Annotated in this window: 23 protein-coding genes and 1 pseudogene; 14 read left to right on the top strand and 10 right to left on the bottom strand. The window is 65.2% G+C overall.

Features of this window, described 5'->3' with window-relative positions; translation table 11 throughout:
- Positions 1 to 201: 201 nt before the first annotated feature.
- The 5 genes from JJB99_RS05165 to JJB99_RS05145 all read right to left on the bottom strand — a co-directional run bounded on the left by JJB99_RS05165 (position 202) and on the right by JJB99_RS05145 (position 4,819).
- Positions 202 to 945, bottom strand: coding sequence for a CoA-transferase (locus JJB99_RS05165; RefSeq protein ID WP_200497710.1), 744 nt, complete (start codon positions 943 to 945; stop codon positions 202 to 204).
- A gap of 2 nt (positions 946 to 947) precedes the next feature.
- Positions 948 to 1,766 carry a CoA transferase subunit A gene (locus JJB99_RS05160; protein WP_200497709.1) on the bottom strand — a complete coding sequence of 273 codons (819 nt, stop codon included), beginning with the start codon at positions 1,764 to 1,766 and terminating at the stop codon, positions 948 to 950.
- Between the two features lie 33 nt (positions 1,767 to 1,799).
- Entirely contained in the window at positions 1,800 to 3,113 is a 1,314-nt protein-coding gene (locus JJB99_RS05155) for a tetratricopeptide repeat protein (RefSeq protein ID WP_200497708.1), read from the bottom strand.
- 16 nt (positions 3,114 to 3,129) lie between these two features.
- The gene (locus JJB99_RS05150) at positions 3,130 to 4,152 is read right to left on the bottom strand and encodes an aldo/keto reductase (RefSeq protein WP_200497707.1); all 1,023 of its coding nucleotides are present in this window, start codon (positions 4,150 to 4,152) and stop codon (positions 3,130 to 3,132) included.
- A gap of 241 nt (positions 4,153 to 4,393) precedes the next feature.
- Complete coding sequence (locus JJB99_RS05145) at positions 4,394 to 4,819, bottom strand: PaaI family thioesterase (RefSeq protein WP_200497706.1); 426 nt, start codon at positions 4,817 to 4,819, stop codon at positions 4,394 to 4,396.
- A gap of 68 nt (positions 4,820 to 4,887) precedes the next feature.
- On the opposite strand from JJB99_RS05145, the pseudogene JJB99_RS05140 reads away from it, so the two are divergent.
- Together JJB99_RS05140 and JJB99_RS05135 are read left to right on the top strand one after the other, a co-directional pair.
- Positions 4,888 to 5,516: pseudogene (locus JJB99_RS05140) on the top strand (NUDIX hydrolase).
- Positions 5,517 to 5,571: 55 nt separating this feature from the next.
- Positions 5,572 to 6,789: a hypothetical protein gene (locus tag JJB99_RS05135; RefSeq protein ID WP_200497705.1), complete on the top strand. Its 1,218-nt coding sequence runs from the start codon at positions 5,572 to 5,574 to the stop codon at positions 6,787 to 6,789.
- Positions 6,790 to 6,918: 129 nt separating this feature from the next.
- Here the strand turns inward: JJB99_RS05135 and JJB99_RS05130 are convergent, their stop codons facing one another.
- Entirely contained in the window at positions 6,919 to 7,230 is a 312-nt protein-coding gene (locus JJB99_RS05130) for a hypothetical protein (RefSeq protein WP_200500051.1), read from the bottom strand.
- 194 nt (positions 7,231 to 7,424) lie between these two features.
- Here JJB99_RS05130 and JJB99_RS05125 point away from each other — a divergent pair, with 194 nt between their 5' ends.
- The 5 genes from JJB99_RS05125 to JJB99_RS05105 all read left to right on the top strand — a co-directional run bounded on the left by JJB99_RS05125 (position 7,425) and on the right by JJB99_RS05105 (position 12,721).
- Positions 7,425 to 7,904 carry a hypothetical protein gene (locus tag JJB99_RS05125; protein WP_200497704.1) on the top strand — a complete coding sequence of 160 codons (480 nt, stop codon included), beginning with the start codon at positions 7,425 to 7,427 and terminating at the stop codon, positions 7,902 to 7,904.
- Positions 7,905 to 8,270: 366 nt separating this feature from the next.
- Positions 8,271 to 9,218, top strand: a complete 948-nt coding sequence (locus JJB99_RS05120) for a TAXI family TRAP transporter solute-binding subunit (protein WP_200497703.1) — start codon at positions 8,271 to 8,273, stop codon at positions 9,216 to 9,218.
- A gap of 196 nt (positions 9,219 to 9,414) precedes the next feature.
- The gene (locus JJB99_RS05115; protein WP_200497702.1) at positions 9,415 to 11,526 is read left to right on the top strand and encodes a TRAP transporter permease; all 2,112 of its coding nucleotides are present in this window, start codon (positions 9,415 to 9,417) and stop codon (positions 11,524 to 11,526) included.
- Complete coding sequence (locus JJB99_RS05110) at positions 11,487 to 11,903, top strand: DUF1850 domain-containing protein (protein WP_200497701.1); 417 nt, start codon at positions 11,487 to 11,489, stop codon at positions 11,901 to 11,903. The genes JJB99_RS05115 and JJB99_RS05110 overlap by 40 nt, the downstream gene beginning before the upstream one ends.
- An 11-nt stretch (positions 11,904 to 11,914) precedes the next feature.
- Positions 11,915 to 12,721 carry an SDR family NAD(P)-dependent oxidoreductase gene (locus tag JJB99_RS05105; RefSeq protein ID WP_200497700.1) on the top strand — a complete coding sequence of 269 codons (807 nt, stop codon included), beginning with the start codon at positions 11,915 to 11,917 and terminating at the stop codon, positions 12,719 to 12,721.
- 226 nt (positions 12,722 to 12,947) lie between these two features.
- Here JJB99_RS05105 and JJB99_RS05100 read toward each other — a convergent pair whose 3' ends face one another.
- Positions 12,948 to 13,718 carry a hypothetical protein gene (locus JJB99_RS05100; protein WP_200497699.1) on the bottom strand — a complete coding sequence of 257 codons (771 nt, stop codon included), beginning with the start codon at positions 13,716 to 13,718 and terminating at the stop codon, positions 12,948 to 12,950.
- A 215-nt stretch (positions 13,719 to 13,933) separates the two neighbouring features.
- Positions 13,934 to 15,511, bottom strand: coding sequence for a cation:proton antiporter (locus tag JJB99_RS05095; RefSeq protein ID WP_200497698.1), 1,578 nt, complete (start codon positions 15,509 to 15,511; stop codon positions 13,934 to 13,936).
- A 68-nt stretch (positions 15,512 to 15,579) separates the two neighbouring features.
- On the opposite strand from JJB99_RS05095, the gene JJB99_RS05090 reads away from it, so the two are divergent.
- The 4 genes from JJB99_RS05090 (at position 15,580) to JJB99_RS05075 (ending at position 20,675) form a co-directional block, all read left to right on the top strand.
- Complete coding sequence (locus JJB99_RS05090; protein WP_200497697.1) at positions 15,580 to 16,344, top strand: tetratricopeptide repeat protein; 765 nt, start codon at positions 15,580 to 15,582, stop codon at positions 16,342 to 16,344.
- 244 nt (positions 16,345 to 16,588) lie between these two features.
- Positions 16,589 to 17,971, top strand: coding sequence for a tetratricopeptide repeat protein (locus JJB99_RS05085; RefSeq protein WP_200497696.1), 1,383 nt, complete (start codon positions 16,589 to 16,591; stop codon positions 17,969 to 17,971).
- 292 nt (positions 17,972 to 18,263) lie between these two features.
- Positions 18,264 to 20,174, top strand: coding sequence for a propionyl-CoA synthetase (locus tag JJB99_RS05080; RefSeq protein ID WP_200497695.1), 1,911 nt, complete (start codon positions 18,264 to 18,266; stop codon positions 20,172 to 20,174).
- 231 nt (positions 20,175 to 20,405) lie between these two features.
- Complete coding sequence (locus JJB99_RS05075; protein ID WP_200497694.1) at positions 20,406 to 20,675, top strand: hypothetical protein; 270 nt, start codon at positions 20,406 to 20,408, stop codon at positions 20,673 to 20,675.
- A gap of 222 nt (positions 20,676 to 20,897) precedes the next feature.
- Here the strand turns inward: JJB99_RS05075 and JJB99_RS05070 are convergent, their stop codons facing one another.
- On the bottom strand, positions 20,898 to 21,593 hold the full coding sequence (locus JJB99_RS05070; protein ID WP_200497693.1) for a DUF1013 domain-containing protein: 696 nt from the start codon (positions 21,591 to 21,593) through the stop codon (positions 20,898 to 20,900).
- A 255-nt stretch (positions 21,594 to 21,848) separates the two neighbouring features.
- Here JJB99_RS05070 and ispH point away from each other — a divergent pair, with 255 nt between their 5' ends.
- Genes ispH through rnhA form a run of 3 tightly spaced genes read left to right on the top strand, consistent with a single transcriptional unit; the run spans position 21,849 to position 24,280 of the window.
- Complete coding sequence (gene ispH, locus JJB99_RS05065) at positions 21,849 to 22,817, top strand: 4-hydroxy-3-methylbut-2-enyl diphosphate reductase (protein WP_200497692.1); 969 nt, start codon at positions 21,849 to 21,851, stop codon at positions 22,815 to 22,817.
- Positions 22,818 to 22,823: 6 nt separating this feature from the next.
- Positions 22,824 to 23,819, top strand: a complete 996-nt coding sequence (locus JJB99_RS05060) for a homoserine kinase (protein WP_200497691.1) — start codon at positions 22,824 to 22,826, stop codon at positions 23,817 to 23,819.
- A complete protein-coding gene (gene rnhA, locus JJB99_RS05055; RefSeq protein ID WP_200497690.1) occupies positions 23,816 to 24,280 on the top strand; it encodes a ribonuclease HI in 465 nt (154 codons plus the stop codon). The genes JJB99_RS05060 and rnhA overlap by 4 nt, the downstream gene beginning before the upstream one ends.
- Positions 24,281 to 24,458: 178 nt before the next feature.
- On the opposite strand, the gene JJB99_RS05050 is transcribed toward rnhA, so the two are convergent.
- Positions 24,459 to 24,944, bottom strand: coding sequence for a peroxiredoxin (locus JJB99_RS05050; RefSeq protein ID WP_200497689.1), 486 nt, complete (start codon positions 24,942 to 24,944; stop codon positions 24,459 to 24,461).
- Positions 24,945 to 25,050 lie beyond the last annotated feature (106 nt).

Below are 25,050 nucleotides of genomic sequence, written 5' to 3'. Positions count from 1 at the left end.
AGGCTCGCGTGCCAGGGGCCACGGAAAAGTTCCATCCAATAACCATCGAACCGCAAATTGGTTGCGATCCCGTTCGTGCTGCCGAGCCTGACTGGAATACCACCGCGCCACCCATCGGCGATTCGTCCAAATCGCCTCATCCCGTCCTAGCAGGCACTAATTGCCAAGCCGATGTTTTTTTCGTGGCGGACCGCGAAGCGATCACGCTGCCTGCTTCATCATCCGCGCGAAGGCCGGATAAGTCTCGGCGAGCTCATCGAGAATCCGTCCGCGCAAGAGCGCCAGCGTTGCGGCATCCGGTCGCGGCGTTTCGCGCACGACCTCCGGCTCGTCATAGTCGAAGCCGGTATTCTCCCTGATATCGGCCGGAGTGAAGGGTGGGTGGACCGAGCGCAGCGAGAAGCGGCCCGCGTCGCGGTCGAAGTCGAACAGCGCCATGTTGGTCAGCAGCGCGTGCGGCCCGCCGCGGCGCGGCACTTCCGGTGTAACCGCTCGCGCGCTGACGAAATCGACTTTGGGCACAAACACGCGCCGCGTATGCTCTTCGCGAAACAGGATCACGCGCGGGACGAGGTGATAGAGATAGGCCGAGCCGAACGAGCCCGGCCAGCGCACGTCCGTCCTCGGATATTCGCCGGTGCCGACCAAATTGATATTGCCTTGGCCGTCGATTTGGCCGCCGCCGAGGAAGAAGGCATCGACCCGGCCCTGCGCGGCACAGTCGAACAGCTCGATTCCGCCATTGGTGAAGAAATTGTGCGCCCGCGATCCCAGAATCGAGATGCGCACCGGCGGCTTGCCACAGAGCTCGTGGCGCGCCCGCAGCAGCATCGCGCCGGCCGCGGGGATCGGCGACGACGCGCCGACCGCGACATGGCGGATGCCGTCGAGCAGGTCGGCGATGGTGGCGATCAGGATCTCGCGCCGCTCAAGCGCGGTCGGCATCGTCACGCCGCCTGCTTGTGGTCGGCGAGGAAGCCGGAGAGATAGGCGTGAAAGCCCTCCTCGCTGCGCGCCATCGCCGCATAGCGCGCCACCTCGGCTTCGTCGGCGGGATATTCGTCCCACAGCGGCAGCGGCCAGGCGCCGCGCTCGGCGATGGCGATAGTGTCGACGTAGAGCGAGGGCAGCACGCCGGCAGCGGAATCCTCGCTCTCGAGCAGGTTGCGATCGACGATGCGTTCCACGGTGACGAAGGTGCGCCTGGCGGCATAAGCGAGCTCGGCGAGCTCGCGGTGGCGGCCGATGCGGACGTTGCCGGCGCGATCGGCCTCGGGCGCGTGGAACAGCGCGACATCGGGGGAGATCGCGGGCACCACGACCACCTTGCGCGCCTCGCCGACGGGGCTGTCGATCACTTGCCAGTCGGGGCGTACGTTGAGGAGATCGCTGCCGATGATGCCGGCGACCGGCATGAACGGCACGCCCTTCTGCGCCGCCAGCAGGCCGGCGTAGATCGCAGGACAGGTGGAGTCGCGCATAGCGAAGGCGCCGCTCTTGATGCCGGCGGTGAAGCGCGGCGCTGCTCCGGCCTCACCCAGGGACACCGCGCTGGTCTCGAGCGAGGCGATCGCGCCGGCGCCGATCAGCAGATCGGCCTGCATGCCGGAGATCGGGACGCAGATCAGCCTGATGTCGCAGATGCCGGCTTCGATCAGCGCGGCGGTGGCCGCCATCGCCACGCCGGAACCGTCGACGGGAATTGCCAGCGATTGCCCCGGCGCGACGCGCGCGGCCAGCGCCTCCAGCGCAACGATCTCGGTCATGGGCGTCCTCCAGCTTATTTGTCTTATCCTGCCTCAAGCCATCGCCGCCTGCCAGCGCGTATCGCGCAGGGACGGGCGGCGGTGGAGGCGGGCATCGAGCAGGCTGCGGGCGCGCGGCAGCTCGCCGCAGCGCATCAGCGCGACAATGTAAGTGTCCTCGACCAGCTCGCGCTGGGCATGGCTGCCGCCGATGCGCACGACGTCAGCAAGAGCCGGCGCGAGCGTCTGCACGCAAACCGGATAGTCCTCGTCGGCAAAGGCGGCGAGCGCGCGGCAGATAGCGGGCACCACGGGCCCGGCCGGCAGCTTGCCCTCGGCGAGTCGCTGCTCGATCATGGCAAGCCGCGCGGCGAGCGCGTCGCGATTTTGCGTTGCGGCTGCGAACAGCGCCATGTGGACGTCGGCAAAGGGGAGGCTCGATTTCGGAAACAGTTTTTGCGCGGTGGCATCGGCCTCGAGCCACAGCGCTTTCGGGACGCCGTGGCCATACGCGGACAGGCGCCAGAGCAGCGAGGCAGCGTCGGTGACGACGTTGAGCGGCGGCGCCTGCGTGGCGGAGGGCTGGAGGACGTCGGCGTAGATCGCGAGCGCACGGGCCGCATCGCCATGCTCGAGCGCGCCGAGCGCCTGGTGCCAGCGGATGTGGCCGTGCAGAATGCCGGCGCGATCGTAAGAAGGGATCCATTCGTCGACGAGGCGGTCGGCCTCCTCGATCGAGCCGTCCTCGAACATCGCGTGCAGCACGGCATGCGCGGCATGGGCGTTCTGCCGGCGCAGGTCGAAGCCGCGCTCGGTCACGGTGCGGCCACGGGCGACATCGCCATTCTCGGTCATGGCCCAGCCATGCATGGTGAGGAACCACCAGTCCTCGCCATAGTGACGCGCGACGCGCTCGCACAGCTCATGCCGGGCGCGGTCGTGGTCGGCCATGCCGGAGAAGGCGAACAGGCCGAAGGCGCCGAGCGGCAGCGACAGCACCAATGCGTCGCGCGGCCATGCCTCGATATGCTTCAGCGTCGCTGCGATCGCCTCGGGCAGCCGGCCCTCGATCGCCAGCGCCAGCGTCTCGACATGCGAGCGCTCGCGCTCCGTGCCGTGTTTGGCGACGAGCTCGCGCGCGGCCGCCGCCTTGCTCCGTGCGAGATCACCCTGTTGATAGAAGGCATGCACGCGGGCGCGGGCGATGTGGGGCAGCGCGAAATCCGGATCAGCCGCAATCGCGCGCTCCAGCGTCTCCGCCGTACCGGTCCAGCCCGCTAGCATGAGGTCGGCGCCGTCGCGATAGGCGCTTGCTGCCTCGGGCGAAGAGGTGGAGAGCGGCAGGCCGTAGCGGTCTTCGAGCGCCATCGTCGTCTCCGTGAGTTCAGGCGGTCCGCGCGCGGCGGCCTTCGATCGGATAGGCCGGGTCGTTGTAGCCCGGCGTCGAGGGGTGGCCGGGCACGACCAGGCGGTCGATCAGCGCCTCGTCATCGGCGGTGAAGCGGTAGTCGAGCGCGCCGATGTAGCCGTCCCATTGCTCCTCGGTGCGGGGACCTGCGACGATTGAGGAGACGAAGGCGGAGTTCAGCACCCAGGCGACGGCGAACTGGCCGGCGGTAATGCCTTTCTTCTCGGCGTGGGCCTTGATCTCCTGCGCGAGCTGGAGCGATTCCGGCCGCCATTCGGTCTGCATCATGCGGGTGTCGTTGCGGCCCGCGCGCGTCTCCTTGTCGGGAGCAGCATCCGGCGCGTACTTGCCGGTGAGCACGCCGCGTGCCAAGGGGCTATAGGGCACGATGCCGAGGCCATAATAGGCGCAAGCCGGGAAGTGCTCGACTTCGGGCATGCGGTTCATCGCGTTGTAATAGGGCTGGCTCGCCACGGGGCGGTCGATGCCGAGGCGGTCGCAGATGTTGCAGATCTCGGCGACGCGCCAGGCGCGGTAGTTGGAGACGCCGAAATAGCGCACCTTGCCTGATCGGATCAAATCGCCCATCGCGCGCACGGTCTCTTCCAGCGGCGTCGCATGGTCTTCCTTGTGCAGATAGTAGATGTCGATGTGGTCGGTGCCGAGGCGCTTGAGACTCTCGTCGGCGGCCTGCAGCACCCAGCGCCGCGACAGGCCGACGCGGTTGGGATCGCTGCCCATTTCGTTGTTCATGGGGTTGGCGAGCTTTGTGGCGAGCACCCAGCCGTTGCGGTTGGCAGCTATGGCGCGGCCGACGACCTCCTCGGATGCGCCTTTCGAATAGGCATCCGCGGTGTCGATGAAGTTGATGCCGGCGCCGTGCGCCTTGTCGATGATCCGTTTCGATGCGGCTTCATCGGTTGGCCCGCCGAACATCATGGTGCCCAGGCAAATCGGCGACACTTTCAGGCCGCTGCGGCCAAGCTGGCGGTATTGCATGGGGCGGGTCCTCAACGCTATCGGAGCTGGCAGCATAGCCGCCCGCTTTCGTCATTGCGAGCGCAGCGAAGCAATCCAGAGATGCATCCGCCGCTGTCATCGTCCGCGAAGGCGGACGATCCAGTATTCCAGAAGCAGCAGTGACAGCGCCGAGAAGCCGCGGCGTACTGGACTCCCCGCCTTCGCGGGGAATGACAAGGGTGGGTGTGGTTGGCAGCAGTGGCGGTATCAGCGCGCGAGCCTACGCCGGCCCCTTCAATATCTTGAACACGCCGTTGGCCATCACGATGCAACGGCCATCCACCGTCACCTCGGTGCTCATGAAGATCAGGCTGCGGGTCGAGCGGACCACGCGGGGGCGGGAGATCAGGATGTCGCCGATCTGGCCGGCCTCGACGAAATGGGTGTCGAGCTGCACCGTCGCCATGAATTCCTTGCCGGAAACGTAGCGGGCGGTCATGCCGCAGGTGCGGTCGGCGAAGGTCATCATCACGCCGCCCTGGACCAGGCCGCGGCGGTTGTGATGCTTGTCTTCGGTGGCGAGCGCGAATTCGTATTGGCCGTCGACCTTGCGCTCCCACAAGGGCCCGATCAGATGCATGAAGCCGGTGGTCTCCAGGATGGTCCAGCCGTCTGATTTCAGCCTTGTGGCGGCCTTGCTCGTCATCGCTCCGTCCATCCCTGCAACGCGTCCGTCTCCTCGTTTCATCAGATGCGGTCCTGGTGTAGTCAAGCATCATGAGAGCTTTCGACGATGCCACCAGACGGAATATTGCACAGGCCTGCGCGTCCTTCGCGCGGCTGCCTGATGCGGCCGAGCCGTCAGCGCTGAAGCGCGCCGCGGTGGTGCTGGCATTGACGCAATCCAATGACGGCGACGACACGGCTTTCCTGCTCACCAGACGTGCATCGAGCTTGCGCTCGCATCGGGGTCAATGGGCGCTGCCGGGTGGACGCTGCGATGCCGGCGAGACGCCGGTCGAGGCGGCGCTGCGCGAACTGGAGGAAGAGCTCGCGCTCCGGCTTTCCGCCGACGCGGTGCTCGGTCTGCTCGACGATTATCCGACGCGCTCGGGCTATCTGATCACGCCGGTCGTGGTCTGGGCGGCCGACAGCGCGGCGATCAGGCCGAACCCGGATGAGGTCGCCTCGGTCCATCGCATCGCGCTCGACACCATCGAGCACGACGACGCCTTCGACTTCACTGATATCCCCGAGAGCACGCGTCGGTGATCCGCTTCCATCACCAGATGAGCCTGATCCATGCGCCGACGGCGGCGCTGATCTACCAGTTCCGCGAAGTGCTGGCGGGACGGCACACCCGCGTCACCGAGCTGGAACAGCCGGTGTTCGCCTGGAAATGAGATGGTAAACGGCGTGTTAACGTGACGGTTACCGGATGCCTGCTAAGAGGACGGCATGCATCACTCGATTCGACATTCCCTGGCGCTGGTTCCACTCGCTTTTCTCCTGCTCGCACCCGCCGCGCGTGGCGGCGAGGCCGATGCGCTGCCGCCCGCTATCCGCGATGCCAAGGCCCAGCTGCTGTCGCAGTTTTTTGCCCAAGGCGCGGGCGCCTCGCCGGCCGTGCTCGAATATCGCCGCAAGCTTGCGGAATATCAGGCCGCGCGCGCCGCCTTCGACGAAGAGGCCGGCGCCTATTGGAGCCAGATCTCGGAGAAGCGGAAAGGTCGCAACGCCAAGCGGCGCATCGGCCAGCAGGTCACGCTCGACGACTATGTGCTGGAGCATCCGCCGCTCTATACCGGGCCGAAGCGGCCGGTGAATCCGGAGCCGGAGGAAACGCCGGAGCGTCCCGCCAAGAAGCCGATTCCCGTCGTCGCCGATTTCCTGCGCGCGGCGCAGGAGCTCTACCAGTTCGCGCCGCAGCGGCCGTCCAGCGAGCTCGAGTTCAAGCGCGCCTATGCGCGCTACGCGCTCGCCTCGGGGCTGACGCGCGAGCAGGCGGTGCGGGTCTATTCGTTCGAGACCGGCGGCACCGGCAGCTATGACGTGCAAGCGGGCATCGAGCATGGCGGCAAGCGCGCGATCTCGACCGCGATCGGCTACAACCAGCTCCTGACCACCAACAGCGTCGAGCTGCTGGCCGAGCAGGGCCATGAATTCATCCGCGCGCTCGCCGACAAGGTGGCGCGAACCTCGGGGCCGGCGCGCCAGGCGCTCGAGCACAAGCTCGCGGTGCTGAAGAAAATGGTGGCGTATGCGAAGTCGGTGCCGGACACCTGGTCGGAGCACGAGAGGATCGGCAACACCCCGCAGGGTTGGGCCATGCATGCGATGGTGCTCGACGTCGATGTCGGCCCGATGCTCCAGACGCACAAGCTGCTGACCTCGGTGCTGTTCGCGCGCGCCAAGGGCTATAGCCGCCCGCTCACCGCGGCCGAGCTCGAGATGATGAACCTGACCGGCGACGGCACAGGCCTCGATATGGTGACGATGCCGCAGGCCATGCGCGAGCAGGTGCCGACTTCGAACTTCTTCCAGCGCGGCGGCTACGAGCGCAACCCGGTCGCGATCCGCCACAACACGGTGGCGAAGCTGCTGGCGGTGACGGATACGCGGATGGACTCGAACGGCAGCAATGCTGGCGCGAGGGAATTGGCGGGGGCGTTTTAATTCTCGGTAGCTGTCATGCCCCGCGAAAGCGGGGCATCCAGTACGCCGCAGCGTCTCGATTCAAGCACTGGCGGCTCTGGAATACTGGATCACCCGCTTTCGCGGGTGACGACACCGAGTTTGTAATCCCTATTGGTCCGGCCCGAACTTGAACTTGCCGTCGCCCTCGAGATACGGGCCGCTGCGCATGTAGAGCTGGCCGTTCTGGCCGATGAAGAACAGCGTGCCCTTCGGTACCTTCTTGGCGCCCTTCAAGAGCTCACCGGCGTTGCTGGTGCCCATCTTGTAGGAGAAGGTCTTGCCTTCCTTATCATAGGCGTAGCCCATGTCGGGCTTGAGCTCCCACGGCGTTGCCGTCGTCTGCGCCGATGCGGGCGCGCTGAACGCGCCAAGCGCAGATACAAGTGCAGCCGAAACAAATGTTTTCGTTGAAAACGTCATCATCCATCCTCCCCGCTATTGGGGTGTTCGTCTTGAACAAATCACGAACGACGTATCCGGGTCAATTTGTGAAAGCGTAGCAGCGCATCACGTGTTGCCCAGCAGTTTGTGATTTTCCCTTCGTCCCCGCGCGACTATGTTCCGCTTTCCGTCTAGAACGCAATTCGACAAAAATATTGGTGGGGATGATTCGGATGATGCATGTGATGAGGTTTTGCTCGGCTGTCGCGCTGTTGCTGACGGTGCTGGCCCCGGCCGCCCGGGCCGATGACTTCCAGCTCAGCCATAATCAGCGCATTTCGTGCAGCCGCGGCCTTGCCCCGGGCAAGCTGAACACCGCGACCTGCAAGTCCTACACCTATCTCTTCAACACCAAGACCTCGGAATATTTCCGCTGTCAGGTCTCGCTGGCGCTGACCCGCGACAACAAGGAGGTCATCAACGTTCAGACCGACGGCGGCTGCACCAAGAAGCCGCGCATCTTTGAGACCGATGGCAAATATGATTTCGACGTCACTGAGACCGAGCCGCCGAACACCAACTCGTTCTTCGGCCCCGGCGGCTACTCGGTCTGGGCCGCCGACGTCGGCGCGCAGAAGGTGCGCGGCTGCATCACCATCTCGTCCGGCCTCGGCTCCGACATTTCGAAGTGCCTGGATATGACGTTCCAGTGAGGGCTTGCCAGTGAGGGTGCGCTCGATCGCCGCCCCATAGGAGGTACGCTCCCTCCCCGCGTGCGGGGGAGGGTTGGGGAGAGGGTGCATCCGCATGGGAATTCCCCAAGAGGACAGAACCCTCACCCGGCGCTATTCGCCGAGCTCTCCCGCAAGCGGGAGAGGTTACATCGAGTCCAGCCGCGCGAATGATTTCGCCCTCACGTGAGCCTCGTGCCTCCTGCGCCACCTCGCCGCACCTACCGGGCTCCTAAAAAAGTCGAGCCGGAACGGCCGTTTACCGCAGGCCTGTTTTGACTTTTGGACGGGTTGACCCGCTCCGCTCATCCGGCCACTTTCGCGGCCGGTTTGGGGAGTACAACAACCATGAAACGGACGATTTTCGGCGCGGCCGCGGCTCTTGCTCTGGCGGCGTCGGCACCTTGCGCCCATGCGCAGTCTTTCATCAACGTGCTGACCGGAGGCACGTCCGGCGTCTACTATCCGCTCGGGGTCGCGATCGGGAAGATCTACGGCGACAAGATCCCGAACGTGAAGACGCAGGTTCAGGCCACCAAGGCGTCGGTCGAAAACCTGATCCTGCTGCAGCAGGGCCGCGGCGAACTGGCGTTCACGCTGGGCGACTCGCTGAAAGCCGCCTGGGAGGGCGACGAGGAAGCCGGCTTCAAGACCAAGCTTAACAAGCTCCGCACCATCGGCGCGATCTATCCGAACTACATCCAGATCGTCGCGACCACCGAGAGCGGCATCAAGACGCTGGCCGACCTCAAGGGCAAGAGCCTGTCGGTCGGCGCGCCGAAGTCGGGCACCGAGCTCAATTCCCGCGCCATCCTTGCCGCCGCCGGCATGAGCTACAAGGACCTCGGCAAGGTCGAGTATCTGCCGTTCGCCGAGTCCGTCGACCTCATGAAGAATCGCCAGCTTGGTGCGACCCTCCAGTCCGCCGGCCTCGGCGTCGCTTCGCTGAAGGACCTCTCGACCTCCAGCCCGATCACGGTGGTGTCGGTGCCGAAGGAGACCGTGGACAAGATCGGCCCGCCCTTCATCGCCGCGACCATTCCGGCCAACACCTATACCGGCCAGGACAAGGACGTGCCGACAGCAGCCGTGGTCAATTATCTCGTGACCAGTTCCGCCGTCTCCGACGATCTCGCCTATCAGATGACAAAGCTGGTCTACGAATCGCTGCCGGAGCTTGCCAACGCGCACGCGGCGGGCAAGGAGATCAAGCTCGAGACCGCTGCCACCGGCAGCCCGGTTCCGCTGCACCCCGGCGCGATCCGCTATTACAAAGAGAAGGGGCTGATCAAGTAAGATCGGCTCTCTCCGTATCGTCATGCCCGGGCTTGTCCCGCCTGCGCGGCCGAAGCCGCTTCGGCGAGGCGAAGGCCCGGGCATCCACGTTCTTAGAGGCAGTGTCACCGTGGATGGCTGGGAAAGCCCGGCCATGACGTGTGCGGGGACAATGCCTTTGCTATAACGACGGCCACTAGGGCGCAGGGACATATCGATGTTGCAGGCAGAGGGCACCGAGGCGGCGCCGATCAAGGTCGAGTTCGACAATTTCGAGCACGGTTTCCCGGAAGGGTTTGGCCCGGGCGGGTGGGGCCGGCTCGCCTACTGGATCGGCATCGCGTTCGCGACCTTCCAGCTCTATGTGGCCGCCTTCAACTATCTGCCGAGCCAGGTGGTGCGCGGCGTCCATGTCGGCTTCCTGGTGCTGCTCACCTTCGGCCTGATCGCCAACTTCACCGCGAAAGGCAATGCCGGCCGCGCGCTCGGCTGGCTGATCGGCGGCGCCGGCTTCCTCTGCGGGCTCTATCAGTGGATCTTCTACGCCGATCTGATCGCGCGCGACGGCGATCCGACCCGGCTCGACCTTGCGGTCGGTACGCTGCTCGCGGTGCTGATCTTCGAGGGCACGCGGCGCCTGATGGGCGCGGCGCTGCCGCTGATGTGCGGCGCCTGCCTCGTCTACTGGTTCTTCGGCCAGTATCTGCCGTCGCCGCTCAATCATCGCGGCTATGATTTCGATCAGATCGTCACGCATCTCTCCTTCGGCACCGAAGGCTTTTACGGCGTGCCGATCTACGTCTCGGCGACCTACATCTTCCTGTTCATCCTGTTCGGCTCGTTCCTGGAGCGCGCCGGCATGATCCAGCTGTTCACCGACGTGTCGCTGGGCCTGTTCGGCCGCACCCGCGGCGGCCCCGCCAAGGTCGCGGTGTTCGCCTCGGGCATGATGGGCACGATCTCGGGCTCAGGCGTTGCCAACGTCGTCACCGTCGGCCAGTTCACCATTCCGCTGATGATCCGGTTCGGCTACCGCCGCGCCTTTGCCGCCGGCGTCGAGGCCACCGCCTCGATGGGCGGACAGATCATGCCGCCGGTGATGGGCGCGGTCGCCTTCATCATGGCGGAGACGCTCGGGGTCCAGTACTCCGAGATCGTGAAAGCGGCGGCGATCCCTGCGATCCTCTATTTCGCCTCCGCGTTCTGGATGGTGCATCTGGAAGCCGGCAAGTACGGCCTTACCGGCATGAAGCGCTCTGAGACCCCGAGCGCCTGGAAGGCGCTGGTGAAGGGCTGGTATCTCGTGCTGCCGCTCGCCGCGCTGGTCTACATGCTGTTCGAGGGCTTTACGCCGCTCTATGCCGGCAGCATGGGCCTTGCGCTCACGGTGACGCTGATCCTCGGCACCGCCATCACGACGGGCGCATCGTCCAACGTCATCCGCTACATCTTCTGGATCGGGCTTGCGCTTGTCGTTGCCGCGCTGTCGCGCGACGGCCTCCAGATCGTGCCGGTTGCGAGCGTCGTGGTCGGGCTCATCGTCCTCACGGCGTTCGTGCGCGGCGGGTTCAAAGCCCTGCGCGAGTGCCGCGACTCGCTTGCCGAAAGCGCAAAGTCCGCGATCACCGTCGGCATGGCCTGCGCCATCGTTGGCGTCATCATCGGCATGATGTCGCAGACGGGCGTCGGCACCATCTTCGGCGGCTGGGTGATCGGGCTCGGCGAGAAGAGCCTGTTCCTGGCGCTGATCATGACCATGCTGCTGTCGATCCTGCTCGGCACCGGCATTCCGACCATCCCGACCTACATCATCACCGCCGCGCTTGCCGCGCCGGCGCTGGCCAAGCTCGGCGTGCCGCTAATCGCGAGCCATATGTTCGCGTTCTACTACGGCATCATGGCCGACCTCTCGCCGCCGGTCGCGCTCGCAGCGCTCGCGGCGGCGCCGATCGCGAAGGAGAACCCGGACAAGATCGGCTGGGAGGCGATGCGCATCGCGCTCGCCGGTTACGTCATCCCGTTCATCTTCGTCTATTCGCCGGCCCTGATGCTGCAGGCGGGCGATCCCATGGCGGCAGAACTCGGCTTCTACGGCGCGGTGGCGCTGGCGAGCTTCAAGGCGCTGGTGGCGATCGCACTGTTCGGGATGGTGGCGATCGGCTTCCTGTTCACGCGGCTGACGATCGTCGAGCGCGTGGTCGCGTTTGCTGCCGCGATGTGCCTGCTCGGCGATTTCCCGTTCAGCGACACCGCGGGCTTCATGCTCTCCGCAGCGCTTGTGCTGTGGCAGTGGCGGCAGCGTCCGCCTGTAACGGTCGAGGCGGTGTGAGCCTCTGCTTCGCAACAGTTGGGGGCGTGAAGACGCTCGCGCTGTCCGCTTTCACGCTGGTGTGGACGCACTCGATCGCCAAGGTCGACTGGCAGGAGGATTGGCGCGTCACGCCCGCCGGCCTCGAACTGGTGCAGGCGCGCGTCAAGGGCACCGGTCCCGGCATGGAGCCGCCGCCCGAGGCGCGGCTGGTGGACGGCTGGTTTCAGTGGCAGCCGCAGCGTGCGCTGATGCCGGAAGTCGTGCTCGGCAATTCCGGCGCGGCGGGGGAATGGCGGCTGTGCGATGACGGCAAGTGCCGAACTTTATCCGAGATTGTCGGCCATCCCATCGGTGCTAACGTCACGACGATGAAGGTCTGCAACGACAAGAACTAGGGAGACACGCGATGGATCGGCTCAAGGGAAAGGTTGCGATGGTGGTGGGCGCCGGTTCGATCGGACCGGGCTGGGGCAACGGCAAGGCCACTGCGGTGACCTTCGCGCGCGAAGGCGCGCAGGTGTTTTGCGTCGACCGCAACGGAGCCGCGGCCGAGGAGACCGCAAAGATCATTGCCGGCGAGGGCGGCAAGGCGACCGCGTTCACGGCCGACGTCGCGCGGCCCGCCGAGATCGAGGCCATGGTGGCGGCGTGCCTGAAGGCCTATGGCCGCATCGACGTGCTCGACAACAATGTCGGCATCGCCGAGATGGGCAGCGTGGTCGAGGTGAGCGAAGAGAGCTGGGACCGCGTCTTCAGCGTCAATCTCAAGAGCGCCTATTTCGCCATGAAGCACGTCATTCCCGTCATGGTAAAGCAGGGCGGCGGCTCGATCATCAACATCTCCTCGATCGCCTCGATCCGTCATATGGGCATTTCCTATGTTACCTACGGCACCTCGAAGGCGGCGATGAACCAGATGACGCGCACCACGGCGATCGAGTTCGCGCGGCACCATGTCCGCGTCAACGCGATTCTGCCGGGACTGATGAAGACGCCGATGGTGGAGCATTCCGCCGGCCTCGCCAACAGCTACGCCAAGGGCGACGTGGAGGCGATGTGGCGCGCCCGCGACGCGCAGGTGCCGATGGGCCATATGGGCGATGCTTGGGATGTGGCGAATGCGGCGCTGTTCCTGGCGTCGGACGAATCGAAATATGTCACGGGCATCGAGTTCGTGGTGGACGGCGGGATCACGTGCAAGGCGGGGGCTTAGGCGTCGCCTCACACACTCCGCTGTCGTCCCGGACAAGCGCGCCTCAAGCGCGCGCCGATCCGGGACCTATAGCCACATGGAGGAGTCGTAGCGCGAACCGGTCACCCCGAGTCTTCGCCAAACCACATCCTGTGGGTATGGTCCCGGATCGGCGCTTCGCTCCAGACAACGCTGCGCGTTGTCGGGAGCTGCGCTTGTCCGGGACGACAGCGGTGGTTGTGGCCGCCTACTGCGCCAGCGCCAGAATCCCGCCGGCAAACGCATGCCATGCATTGGTCTCGCTGACCGGCCAGTTCAAGAACTTCACCGCCAACATCGCCAGCGTGCCCCAGACATAGACCGGATGGACGCGGCCTTCGGTGCGCCAGTCGCGCACCATGGCGACCACGAGCAGGAGCGAAGCGAGGACGGCCGGCGCGATCGTCACCGGAACCGGCGGCGGGCCGGGCGGTCCGGGAGGGGCGAGGAAGGTGAGGAACCAGCGCGCGATCGCGGCGTCGAGAATCGAAACGGCGGCGAGCAGCATCAGGCGCTTGTGAAGCTCGGGCCTGCGCGTATTGATGATCGCGAGCACGAAGACGATGGCGAAGAACGCGATGCCGCTCATCGGCACGATCGCGAAGGCGATGCCGGCATCCTTCTGTCCGAGGGCTGTGGAATGCTGCATCACATGCACGGAGGCGAGGAAGCCGAAGATCGTCATCGCGGTCGCAAGCGACACGCCGGCGATGCCGAGCGAGCGGTGATTGACCACGCGGCCCGAGGCCGCGAGCCAGGTCTGGAGCACGAAATAAAGCGTCCAGGTAAAGAACAAAAGTCCGTGAAAATGAATCACGGGGCTTGCGGAAAATGTCCGGTTGGCGAGCGGCACCCAATAGGTCGGTGCGAAGCCGAGGAATGCGGTGGCCGCACAGGCCAGCGCCATGTGGAGATAAAAATATCGTGCAGGCGACGCATCACGCGCGCGTACACGACGGTCGTCCATCAAGGTTGTCATCTGGGATGAGTCTGGAGAGATGGCGTTTGGTTCAATGCAGCGGTCGCACTCCCTCTCCCCGTTCTCACGGCGCCGCGACGAGCTTCGCTCGCGCTGCGAGGGTTGGGGTGAGGGCCTGTCTCCTCAAAAGTCGGCGGCAGTCGGATCCGCTGAAGCTCCCCCTCACCCGAATTCGACCTCTTCCCGCAAGGGGGCGAGGTGAGGTGAAGAAAGCATCATCCCCCCGCGCTCAATTCTGCGCGATCGAGCTCTTCCTCGAGCCGGTGAAACGCATCGTCGCCGATCACTTCGGTGGCGCGGAGGTCGAAGAGCGACTTGCGGGCGGCCGCGATGGCGCGGCGGCGCAGCGGATCGGCGGGCAGCTCGCCATTGGCGATGCCACCGTACGGGTCGTCGTCGGCCTGCATCAGGATGGCGCGATATTCGAGCCGCAGGATTTCCGCCTCCTCCGACGGATCGTCCTCGATCGCATCGAGCGCCGCGCGATAGGCAACCGCGCGGGCACGCGCGACCTCGGTGCCGACGGGATCGTCGTCCCTGAGGCCGAAGGCCAGGATCAGCGGCCGCAGCGTCAGGCCCTGGATCACCAGCGTGCCGAGCACGACCGCGAATGCCGAGAACACGATGAAGTCGCGATGGGGAAAGTTTTCCGGCAGGGCAAAGGCGGTCGCGAGCGTGACGAGGCCGCGCATGCCGCACCAGGAAATGATGAAGCCGCCCTTGGGAGAGGCGACGGCTTTCGGATCCTTCGGATGATAGACCCCGTAAGCGACGAGCACGCGCAGTGAGGTGCGGTAGAACGTCACCCAGGCGAGTCGCACCAGCACCACTGTGAGCAGGATCCAGGCCGCTGCCAGGCAATATTCCCAGCGCACGTCCGCATCGAGCCGGGTCCAGATCGGCCGCACCTGCAGGCCGATCAGCATGAAGGCGAGCACGTTGAGCACGAACACCGTCGTCTCCCACACCGCATAGGACGGCACCCGCAGCCGCGCCGGCATGCGCAGCCCCGCCCCGCGCGCCATCGTCATGGCATAGACGACGATGGTGAGGATGCCGGACAGCCCGAGATGCTCGGCGGCGATCCAGATCATGAAAGTGGTGGCGAACTGGACGATGATGGCGCTCGGCGCTTCGGTCACCCGCTCCATGATCGGCGGGATGAGGCGGGCTGCCAGAAGGCCGGCGACGACGCTGCCGATCAGCGCCAGCGCCATCGTCGGCGCGACCTGGCTCCAGGTCAGGTGCTCGGTGGCAACCGCGCCCACGGCGATGCGATAGATCAGCAGCGCGCTGGCGTCGTTGAGCAGGCTCTCGCCCTCCAGCACCTTGACCATGCGGTAGGGCAGCTTGACCTGGCTCAGGATCGCCACCGCCGCGGCGGCGTCCGGCGGCGCGACGATGGCGCCCAGCGCAACCGCGGCGGCCCAGGGCATGTCGGGCATCAGCCGGTGCGCGACATAGGCGACGCCGGCCGTGGTCAGGCCGACCGCGGCGACGACCAGGGTCGAGACCGGAACCCAGTTGTTGCGTAGATCCCGCAGCGAGGTGTCGAAGGCGGCATCCAGCAGCACCGGTGCGACAAAAAGCGCCAAGGCCAGGCCGGGGTCGAGCGTCCAGGACGGGCTGTTCGGCACCAAAGCGACCAGCGCGCCGCCAATGGCAAGAAAGGTCGGGTAGGGGACCTTGATCCGCCGCGCCAGCGCCGATAAGGCAACGGCGCCGAGCAGCAGCGCGATGATCCATTCGAATGTCGACACGAGGCTCCCCAAAACCGATTTGAGCGGCGCCATAGGCTAGCACCAATCCGGCCGTATGATGGATAGTACGGCCAAGGCAAGACCTTCCGACTGCAACAAGCATGCGTTTTCAAAAACTCATTCAACTGTCAGGCGCCGTTGTACTCTCCGCGTTCACGCTCGCCGCGGCCCATGCCGCGACCGGCGGCGAGCCGGCTGCGGTGCCGCAGGTCGATGTCGCGCCATGCCTTGCGGCGGCTGCGGCCGACGACATCGACAAGGCAGCCTCCGCCTGTACCGCCGTCATCGACGACGAGAAGTCGGCGAAGGCGGACCTGGTCAAGGCGCTGATCGCACGCGGCGCGCTCTATGCGCGGCACGACCAGATCGAGCGCGCGATCGCCGACGACAGCCGCGCGTTGCAGCTCGATCCCACGCTCGCCGACCTCTTCAATGCGCGCGGCGAGCTCTGGCTGAAGAAGGGCGACAAGCCAAAGGCGGTGCAGGATTTCGGCGCCGCGCTGAAGCTCGATCCGAACCACGAGAAGGCCAAGGCCAATCACAAGGCGATGGCGCGCGAGCTCGAGCGGATCGGTGCGCAGATGGCCGTCGCCGGCAAGCCCAGCTTCAATTGTGCGAAGGCCCGCCGCGCGGTCGAGAGAGCGATCTGCGGAAATCGCGAGCTGGCCGATCTCGATCGCGAGATTTTCGCGTCGAATGCACGCATCGTGCGGGACGCGCGCAATCCCGTGGACGCCAAGGCGCTTCAGCGCGAGCAGGACGAGTTCATCGCCCGCCGCAATGCCGGGTACGGGCGGCCGGGGTACGATCTGAAGAAGGCGATGCAGGAGCGGCTGCAGCGCATCAACGGCGTGGACGGATATTAGCGGCCTTCGCCTCTCCCCGCGTGCGGAGAGAGGCCGGAATTTGCGAAAGCAAATTCCGGATGAGGGGGCCTCTCCGCGATTCCGGCTCTCACCGTCTGCGTGGAGGCTCCCCCTCACCCCACCCTCTCCCCGTAAGCGGGGCGAGGGAGTGCGGAGGCCGGTGCGTCCCTTACCATGCCCGAATTGAACCAACCCCTCGTCCATCGCGACAATGGTGAAAACTTGATGTCACGGAGCCTTCCTGATGTGCGGCACGCCCTCTTCAGCGCAAACGTTGCCGTTTGCCAAACTCGCGCTTCGCGCCTTCCTGCTCGGCGCGGCGGTGAGCCTTGTCCTCGCAGCTCCGGCTTCGGCCGGCACCGATTGTGTGATGGGAAGCAAGGCGCCTCCAGCCGAGCTGATCGCCGCGTGCAGCACCGTCATTGACGAACCTGCGAACTCCGCCGCCGTTCGCGCCGCGGCGCTGGTGGTCCGTGCCGACGCCCGTGGACGGAGCTCCGGCGGGCAGGCCGATGCGCTCAGGGACATCGACCGCGCCATCGCGCTCGACCAGAAGAACGCGAGCGCCTGGCGGCTGCGCGGCGATCTCATGCGCCAGGCCGGCGGCGATCTCAACCGTGCCGCTGCCGATCTCAGCAAGGCGATCGAACTCGATCCACAGAGCGCGGAGGCTTTCGAGCTGCGCGGCGTCGTCTACACCAACCAGCATCGTTTCGATCGCGCCATTGCCGACTACGACCAGGCCATCAAGCTGAAGGCGGATTTCGCCCAGGCGTGGTCCGACCGCGGCGCCACCTTCTATCTGCGCGGCGACTACGACAAGGCCATCGCTGACCTCAGCGAGGCGCTGCGGCTCGATCCGAACCGGGCGCGCAGTTACACCAACCGCGGCGCCGCCTACAAGAAGCTCGGCGAGCTCGACAAGGCGATCGCTGACGACAGCGAGGCGATCCGGCTCGATCCAAAGGTGCCGGAATATTATGACAATCGCGGTCTCAGCTATGCCGCGATGAAGGAGTACGACAAGGCGATCGCCGATTACGATCAGGCGATCCGCCTCGAGCAGCGGGTCAACTTCCTGACGAACCGCGGCGATTCCTACCAGTTCAAGGGCGAGCTCGGTGCTGCGCTGTCGGACTACAACGACGCGCTGAAGCTCGATCCGAATTTCGCCAAAACCTACAACAACCGCGCCGTGCTCTACAAGAAGATGGGCGAGCGCAGGAAGGCGCTGGCGGATTACGAGGCGACCTTGCGGCTCGATCCCGGCAATGAGAACGCGCTCAGCGGCCGCCGCGCCATGATTGCCGAGATCGCAAAATTCGGCAGCGAGCCGCCCCGTGTCCTGAACGCCGCCGAGAGCGACCCGTCGTTCGACTGCGCCTCCGCCAAGCGCGAGGTCGAGAAGGTGATCTGCGCCGATCCGCAGCTCGGCGTGCTCGATCGCCAGATTGCGGAAACGTATGAGCGCGTGCTGAAATCCGCCGGCAAGCGCTCGGCGGATGCTCTGCGCAAGTCCCAGCGCGATTTCCTCGCCACCCGCGATGCCAGCTTCCGCCGCCCCGGCTATGATCTGAAGAAGGTCATGCAGGATCGCTTGCAGCGGTTGACTGCGATGGGGAGCTAGCTGCTCTTCGCCTCTCCCCGCGTGCGGGGAGAGGCCGGAATTTGCGAGAGCAATTCCGGGTGAAGGGGCTCTCCGCGAGTACAGTTGCCACCGATTTTGCGGATGCAGCCCCTCGCCCCAACCCTCTCCCCGTAAGAACGGGGCGAGGGAGCACACCGCCGGTGCGGCGAGCATGTGCCATTCCCCAAAAGGACCATCCCTTTAAGCTTGAACCGCGGCCCGTTCCCGGGACAATAGCCCTCAAACAAGGTCGGTAGTTGATCCGGCCAATACAGGGAACGGGAGCACGGGAATGAACATCCAGGGCAAGAGTCTCTATCACGAAATCCATGCGCGCTCGTTGGCCGATCCGGAGGGATTTTGGGCGGAGGCGGCCAAGGAGATCGACTGGATCGAGCCGCCGAAAAGGATCTTCGATCCGAACGAAGGCGTCTATGGGCGCTGGTTCACCGGCGGCGTCGTCAACACCTGCTACAACGCGCTCGATCGTCATGTCGAACGCGGCCGCGCCGGTCAGGTCGCGCTGATTCATGACTCGCCACTGACGAACAGCATCACCAAATTCACCTATGCCGAACTGCTTGGCGAGGTGCAGGCGCTCGCCGCCATCATGCAGGACTTCGGCGTCACCAAGGGCGACCGCGTCATCCTCTATATGCCGATGGTGGCGGAGGCCGTGGTCGCGATGCTCGCCTGCGCGCGCATCGGCGCGGTGCACTCCGTGGTGTTCGGCGGCTTTGCCGCAAAAGAGCTCGCCAGCCGCATCGACGATGCGCAGCCAAAGCTCATTCTCTCCGCGAGCTGCGGCATCGAGCCCGGCCGCATCGTCCAGTACAAGCCGCTGCTCGATGAGGCGATCAAGCTCGCGTCTTCGAAGCCGAAGGCCTGCATCGTGCTGCAACGCCCGCAGCTCACCTGCGACCTCACGCCGGGCCGCGACTATGATTGGGCGAGCCTGCGCCGCAAAGCGATCAACGATGGCAAGAAGGCCGCGTGCGTGCCCGTTGCCGCCACCGATCCGCTTTACATCCTCTACACCTCGGGCACCACAGGCATTCCCAAGGGCGTCGTGCGCGACAATGGCGGGCATCTGGTCGCGGTGAAATGGTCGATGTTCAATCTCTATGGCGTGAGGCCCGGCGAGGTCTGGTGGTGCGGCTCGGACATCGGCTGGGTGGTCGGCCACAGCTACATCGTCTACGGCCCGCTGCTGCACGGAGCGACCTCGATCATGTATGAGGGCAAGCCGGTCGGCACGCCCGATGCCGGCGCGTTCTGGCGCGTGATCTCAGAGCACAAGGCGGTCGCCTTCTTCACCGCACCGACCGCGTTTCGCGCCATCCGCAAAGAAGATCCGGATGGCAAGTTCATCCGGCAATACGACCTTTCCGGATTCCGCACGCTGTTCCTCGCCGGCGAGCGCGCCGATCCGCCGACGGTGGAATGGGCGGAGCAGCAGCTGAAGGTGCCTGTGATCGACCATTGGTGGCAGACCGAGACCGGCTGGTGCATCGCCGGCAATCCGGTCGGCCTCGGCATGCTGCCGGTGAAGCACGGCTCGCCGACGGTGCCGATGCCGGGCTACCAAGTCGACGTGGTGGATGAAGCCGCAAAGCCGGTCGGTCCCAACACCATGGGCTCGATCGTGATCAAGCTGCCGATGCCGCCTGGCTGCCTGCCGACGCTGTGGAATCAGGATGCGCGCTTCAGGGAGGCCTATCTCACCGAATTCCCCGGCTATTACAAAACCTCGGACGCCGGCTACAAGGACGAGGACGGCTATGTCTTCGTCATGGGCCGCACCGATGACATCATCAACGTCGCCGGCCACCGGCTCTCCACCGGCAGCATGGAGGAGATTCTGACGTCACACCCTGATGTTGCCGAATGCGCCGTGCTTGGCATCAAGGATGCGATCAAGGGCGAGGTGCCCTGCGGCTTCCTGGTGCTCAAGGCAGGCGTCAAGCGAGCGCCCGCCGAGATCGAGAAGGAGATCGTCGCGCTGGTGCGCGAGCGGCTCGGTCCCGTTGCGGCCTTCAAGCTCGCCATCACCGTCGGCCGCCTGCCCAAGACGCGCTCCGGAAAAATCCTGCGCGGCACCATCAAGAAGATCGCCGACGGCGAGCCCTGGACCATGCCGGCCACGATCGAGGATCCCAAGGTGCTGGACGAGATCGGCGAGTCGCTGAAGGGGCGGGTGTGAGGTTTGCTCTGCCGGTGAGGCGCGATGCCGTTGCCCCAACCTCCGCTGTCAGCACCCGCGAAAGCGGGTGATCCAGTACTCCGCGGCGCGCATTTGTTCACACGCTTCCCGCCGCGGCGTACTGGATTCCCCGCTTTCGCGGGGAATGACCGCGAGGGCGGGCAACGGTGTCCAGGGACTTACAATCTCCTCATTCCGCGCTAAACAGGGCCGGCTCACAGAGGACCTCGTATGCCACCCGCCGTCGCGCCGCGCCTGCTCGCAGCCATAGCTCTCGCCATCGCCCTCTCCGCCTGCTCCGCGCGCTACCAGACGCCGGTGGCGATGGGCGGCGACGATGACGATGCGGTGTGCCAGAGCCGCGGCTACGCGCAGGGCTCGCCCGAATACGTAGCCTGCCGCAAGGATCGCGACGTCCAGCGCAATGCCGCCACCGCCCGCGCCGACCGCCGCCAGCGCGATCTCGGCGAGTACATGCTGAACCATCCCGAGCGGCCGTAAGCGACTCCCAGCGTCGTCCCGGCGAACGCCGGGACCCATACCGCGTGATCTATCGATGGCGGGCGATAGACATACCGAACGACGAGTCTTCGCCAAACGCCTCCCTTTGGCTATGGGTCCCTGCTTTCGCAGGGATGACAGCGAGTGTGTGGATACAAAAGAAAAAACGCGGCGGGTTTCCCTGCCGCGCTTTTTGGTCGACGGTAAACGCAGAGAGGAGCGTTACTCCTCTTCGTCCTCGTGCTTCTTGCCACCGAGCGTTTTGAGCTTGGCGAACACGGCATCGACGTTGAGGTCGTCGCTTGAGCGCTCCGCCGGCTCGAACTCGTCCTTCTTGGTGGTCTCGGAGGCCGGCAGCAGGGTGGCGCCGCCATAAGCTGCGTCGATCGGCTTTTCCTTGGCCGCGCGCTGCACCTCGAAATCGAGCTCGATCTGGGAGCAGAGGCCGAGCGTGACCGGATCGATCGGGGTCAGCTGGGAGGTGTTCCAGTGGGTGCGGTCGCGCACGCTGGCGATCGTGCTCTTGGTGGTGCCGACCAGACGCATGATCTGGGCGTCCTTGAGCTCCGGATGGCTGCGCAGCAGCCAGAGGATGGCGCTCGGGCGCTCGTGGCGGCGCGACACCGGCGTGTAGCGCGGGCCCTTGCGCTTGGGCTGCGGCGGCAGCACCACCTTGCTCTCCTGGAGGCGGAGCCGGTAGTCCGGGTTCTTCTCGCCCTTCTCGATCTCCTCGCGGGTCAGCTGGCCGTTGGACAGCGGATCCATCCCCTTGATGCCCTGCGCGGCGTCGCCGTCGGCGATGGCGCGCACCTCGAGCGGGTGCATCTTGGTGAAATCGGCGACCTGGTCGAAGGTCAGCGCGGTGTTGTCGAGCAGCCAGACGGCGGTCGCCTTGGGCATCAGAGGTGCGTTGCTCATGGCAAATCTCCTTTGTGCTTCGCCCACCCCCTCAGGAGGCGAAGCCGGTGGTCATCAGCGATGACGGGAATTAACGCCTATATAAGCCGCCAGGGGGCAATGACGCAATGGTTCTGCTATAGATAGTGCCTTGACAGCGCCCGAAAGGGGGCCCAATTCCCTCCCAAGTCCCTGTCAGCCCGTGCCCCAGGCCCCATTCATCCATCGACCGCGTCCCGCCCATTTGGCGAGGTGATTCGGTCCCGAGATTGCTCAATGTCAGCCAAACCAGACCTCAAAATCGTGCTTTGTTCTCCCCGTGGCTTCTGTGCCGGGGTGGTCCGGGCGATCGACACCGTGGAACGGGCGCTCGATAAATACGGCGCCCCCGTCTATGTTCGCCATGAGATTGTGCACAACAAGTACGTCGTCGACGGGTTGAAGAAGAAGGGCGCCATCTTCGTCGAGGAGCTCGCCGAGATCCCAGAGAACACCACCGCTCCTGTCGTGTTTTCGGCCCATGGCGTGCCGAAATCGGTTCCGGCCGACGCGCAGTCGCGCAACCTGTTCTCGCTGGATGCGACCTGCCCGCTGGTGACCAAGGTGCACCGCGAGGCCGCGATTCACTTCAAGCGCGGCCGCGAGATCTTCCTGATCGGCCACTCCCACCATCCCGAAGTGGTCGGCACGCTCGGCCAGCTCCCGGCCGGCGCCGTCACGCTGATCGAGACCGCCGAGGACGCCAAGACCATCTCGCCGAAGGATCCGAACAATTTGGCCTTCGTGACCCAGACCACGCTCTCGATCGACGACACCGCGGAGATCGTTGCGCTCTTGAAGGAGCGCTTCCCGAACATCAACGGCCCGCACAAGGAAGACATCTGCTACGCCACCACCAATCGCCAACTCGCGGTGAAGAAGGTGGCACCGGTGGTCGACGCGCTCATTGTGGTCGGTGCACCCAATTCGTCGAACTCGCAGCGCCTGCGCGAGGTCGCCGAGCGCGAGGGCTGCAAGATCGCGGTGCTGGCGCAGCGTGCCGCCGACATCGACTGGACCAGGTTCGGCAACATCGCGAGCCTTGGCATCACCGCGGGCGCATCCGCGCCGGAGGTGATCGTCGAGGAGATCATGGACGCGTTCGCGGAGCGTTACACGCTGCATGTGGAGACGGTCTCGGCCGCGGAAGAGAACGAGTTCTTCCCGCTGCCGCGCTCGGTGCGCCCCGAAGCCGCCGCAGAGTAAATCTGCATGGCGGTCTATACCGACGTTGCCGCCGACGATCTTGCGGATTTCCTGAAGCAATACGATCTCGGCGAGTTGCTCTCCTACAAGGGCATTGCCGAGGGCGTCGAGAATTCCAACTTCCTGCTGCACACCAGCCAGGGGAACAAGCAAGTCTCGTTCATCCTCACGCTCTATGAGAAGCGCGTGGCGAAGAACGATCTGCCGTTCTTCCTCGCGCTGATGACGCATCTCGCCGAGCACGGCGTGAGCTGCCCGCTGCCGGTGAAGGCAAAGGACGGCGAGGCGCTGCGCGAGCTGGCGGGCCGTCCGGCCGCAATCATCACCTTCCTGGAAGGCGTCTGGCCGCGCAAGCCGAACGCCACCCATTGTGCCGGCGTTGGCGAGGCGCTTGCGAAGATGCATCTGGCCGGCGCCAATTTCGCGATCAAGCGAGCGAACGCGCTCTCGGTTGCGGGTTGGCGGCCGCTGTTCGATGCGGCGGCAGGGCGCGCCGACGAGGTGCAGCCGGGCCTGCGTGCGTTCCTCGCCACTGAACTTGACTATCTCTCGAGTGGCATCTGGCCGACCGATCTGCCCGAGGGCGTGATCCACGCCGATCTCTTCAACGACAACGTCTTCTTCCTCGGCGACAAGCTGTCCGGGATCATCGACTTCACTTTCGCCTGCAACGACATGCTGGCCTATGACGTCGCGATCTGCCTCAACGCCTGGTGCTTCGAGCCGGATCATTCCTTCAACGTCACCAAGGCGCGCGCCTTCCTCAACGCCTATGGCCGGGTGCGCAAGCTGAGCGAAGCCGAAGAGGCCGCGCTGCCGCTGCTGGCGCGCGGCGCTGCGATCCGCTTCCTGCTGACCCGGCTAGTGGACTGGCTCAACGTTCCGCCGGGGGCCCTGGTCAAGCCAAAGGATCCGCTGGAATATTTTCGCAAGCTGCGCTTCCACCAGAGCGTGTCGAGCGTGTGCGACTACGGGCTGATGCCGTCAGGACCGGTCGCGTGAGCGAAAAGCCCATCGTCACGATCTTTACCGACGGCGCGTGCTCAGGGAATCCCGGGCCCGGCGGCTGGGGTGCGATCCTCAAGTTCGGCGACAAGGAAAAAGAGCTGAACGGCGGCCAGGTGCACACCACCAACAACCAGATGGAATTGATGGCGGCGATCTCCGCGCTCGAAGCGCTGAAAAAGCCGTGCACCGTCGACCTCTACACTGATAGTCAATATGTCCGGCAGGGCATCACGGGGTGGATTCACGGCTGGAAGCGCAACGGCTGGCGCACCGCCGACAAGAAGCCGGTCAAGAATGTCGAGCTATGGCAGCGCCTCGACGCCGCGCTGAAGGCGCATGACGTGCGCTGGCACTGGGTCAAAGGCCACGCCGGTCACCCCGAGAACGAGCGCGCGGATCAGTTGGCGCGGGATGGGATTGTGAAGGCAAGACTGCAGCAAAGGGTGAGGGAGTAGCGGCGAGCGGCGTTGTTGGTGAACGCGCTGCGATGCCCTCCGCTGTCATCGCCCGGCTTGACCGGGCGATCCAGTACGCCGCAGCAGTCGTAATGAATCTCGAAGCCTCTGGAATACTGGATCGCCCGCCTTCGCGGGCGATGACAGTTGCGCGTGTGGCTGCGAGCGAGGCTGAAGCTTACAGCTGTCCCAGCAGCGTATCGCCGCCGGAGACCTCGACCTTGCCGGGCATCGCCTCAAGGTTCAGCTTCTTGACCACGCCGTCCTCGACCAGCATCGAATAGCGCTTGGAGCGGATGCCGAGGCCGTTGGCTGAGGCATCGAGCTCCATGCCGATCGCCTTGGTGAAATCGGCATTGCCGTCGGCGAGGAAGATCGCCTCGTCGCGCTGGTCGGTATCGCGCTTCCAGGCGTTCATGACAAAGGCGTCGTTGACCGAGACGATCGCGATGGTATCGACGCCCTTGTCCTTGATGGCATAGGCGTTGAGGAAGATGCTCGGCAGATGCATCTTGTGGCAGGTACCGGTGTAGGCGCCGGGCACCGCAAACAGCGCCACCTTCTTGCCCTTGAAGATGTCGTCGGTGGTCTTCACCTGCGGACCTTCCGCCGTCATCACGCGGAATTTCGCCTCGGGCAGCTTGTCGCCAATCTGGATCGCCATCGTCGTTCTCCCTGAAAATCGGTCCCGCTTTTTAGACCGTGGCGCGGGCCTGCACAATATTGCCGGCGGAGGAAGCCGCGTGGGCGGCGGCCCTTCACCGTGATGT

The sequence above is a fragment of the Bradyrhizobium diazoefficiens genome (assembly GCF_016616235.1).
In the GTDB taxonomy this organism is placed as follows: Bacteria; Pseudomonadota; Alphaproteobacteria; order Rhizobiales; family Xanthobacteraceae; genus Bradyrhizobium; species Bradyrhizobium diazoefficiens_H.
This window is presented reverse-complemented; position numbering and strand designations above follow the sequence as displayed.

Bases quoted from the DNA above. Each gene is read 5' to 3' on its own strand.
- JJB99_RS05115 (WP_200497702.1), top strand. From the start codon at position 9,415: ATGTTGCAGGCAGAGGGCACCGAGGCGGCGCCGATCAAGGTCGAGTTC.
- JJB99_RS05160 (WP_200497709.1), bottom strand. From the start codon at position 1,766: ATGACCGAGATCGTTGCGCTGGAGGCGCTGGCCGCGCGCGTCGCGCCG.
- JJB99_RS05090 (WP_200497697.1), top strand. From the start codon at position 15,580: ATGCGTTTTCAAAAACTCATTCAACTGTCAGGCGCCGTTGTACTCTCC.
- JJB99_RS05165 (WP_200497710.1), bottom strand. From the start codon at position 945: ATGCCGACCGCGCTTGAGCGGCGCGAGATCCTGATCGCCACCATCGCC.
- JJB99_RS05125 (WP_200497704.1), top strand. From the start codon at position 7,425: ATGATGCATGTGATGAGGTTTTGCTCGGCTGTCGCGCTGTTGCTGACG.
- JJB99_RS05075 (WP_200497694.1), top strand. From the start codon at position 20,406: ATGCCACCCGCCGTCGCGCCGCGCCTGCTCGCAGCCATAGCTCTCGCC.
- JJB99_RS05105 (WP_200497700.1), top strand. From the start codon at position 11,915: ATGGATCGGCTCAAGGGAAAGGTTGCGATGGTGGTGGGCGCCGGTTCG.
- JJB99_RS05130 (WP_200500051.1), bottom strand. From the start codon at position 7,230: ATGACGTTTTCAACGAAAACATTTGTTTCGGCTGCACTTGTATCTGCG.
- JJB99_RS05095 (WP_200497698.1), bottom strand. From the start codon at position 15,511: ATGGCGCCGCTCAAATCGGTTTTGGGGAGCCTCGTGTCGACATTCGAA.
- JJB99_RS05060 (WP_200497691.1), top strand. From the start codon at position 22,824: ATGGCGGTCTATACCGACGTTGCCGCCGACGATCTTGCGGATTTCCTG.
- JJB99_RS05085 (WP_200497696.1), top strand. From the start codon at position 16,589: ATGTGCGGCACGCCCTCTTCAGCGCAAACGTTGCCGTTTGCCAAACTC.
- JJB99_RS05080 (WP_200497695.1), top strand. From the start codon at position 18,264: ATGAACATCCAGGGCAAGAGTCTCTATCACGAAATCCATGCGCGCTCG.
- JJB99_RS05145 (WP_200497706.1), bottom strand. From the start codon at position 4,819: ATGACGAGCAAGGCCGCCACAAGGCTGAAATCAGACGGCTGGACCATC.
- JJB99_RS05100 (WP_200497699.1), bottom strand. From the start codon at position 13,718: ATGACAACCTTGATGGACGACCGTCGTGTACGCGCGCGTGATGCGTCG.
- JJB99_RS05050 (WP_200497689.1), bottom strand. From the start codon at position 24,944: ATGGCGATCCAGATTGGCGACAAGCTGCCCGAGGCGAAATTCCGCGTG.
- JJB99_RS05150 (WP_200497707.1), bottom strand. From the start codon at position 4,152: ATGCAATACCGCCAGCTTGGCCGCAGCGGCCTGAAAGTGTCGCCGATT.
- JJB99_RS05155 (WP_200497708.1), bottom strand. From the start codon at position 3,113: ATGGCGCTCGAAGACCGCTACGGCCTGCCGCTCTCCACCTCTTCGCCC.
- JJB99_RS05135 (WP_200497705.1), top strand. From the start codon at position 5,572: ATGCATCACTCGATTCGACATTCCCTGGCGCTGGTTCCACTCGCTTTT.
- JJB99_RS05120 (WP_200497703.1), top strand. From the start codon at position 8,271: ATGAAACGGACGATTTTCGGCGCGGCCGCGGCTCTTGCTCTGGCGGCG.
- ispH (WP_200497692.1), top strand. From the start codon at position 21,849: ATGTCAGCCAAACCAGACCTCAAAATCGTGCTTTGTTCTCCCCGTGGC.
- JJB99_RS05070 (WP_200497693.1), bottom strand. From the start codon at position 21,593: ATGAGCAACGCACCTCTGATGCCCAAGGCGACCGCCGTCTGGCTGCTC.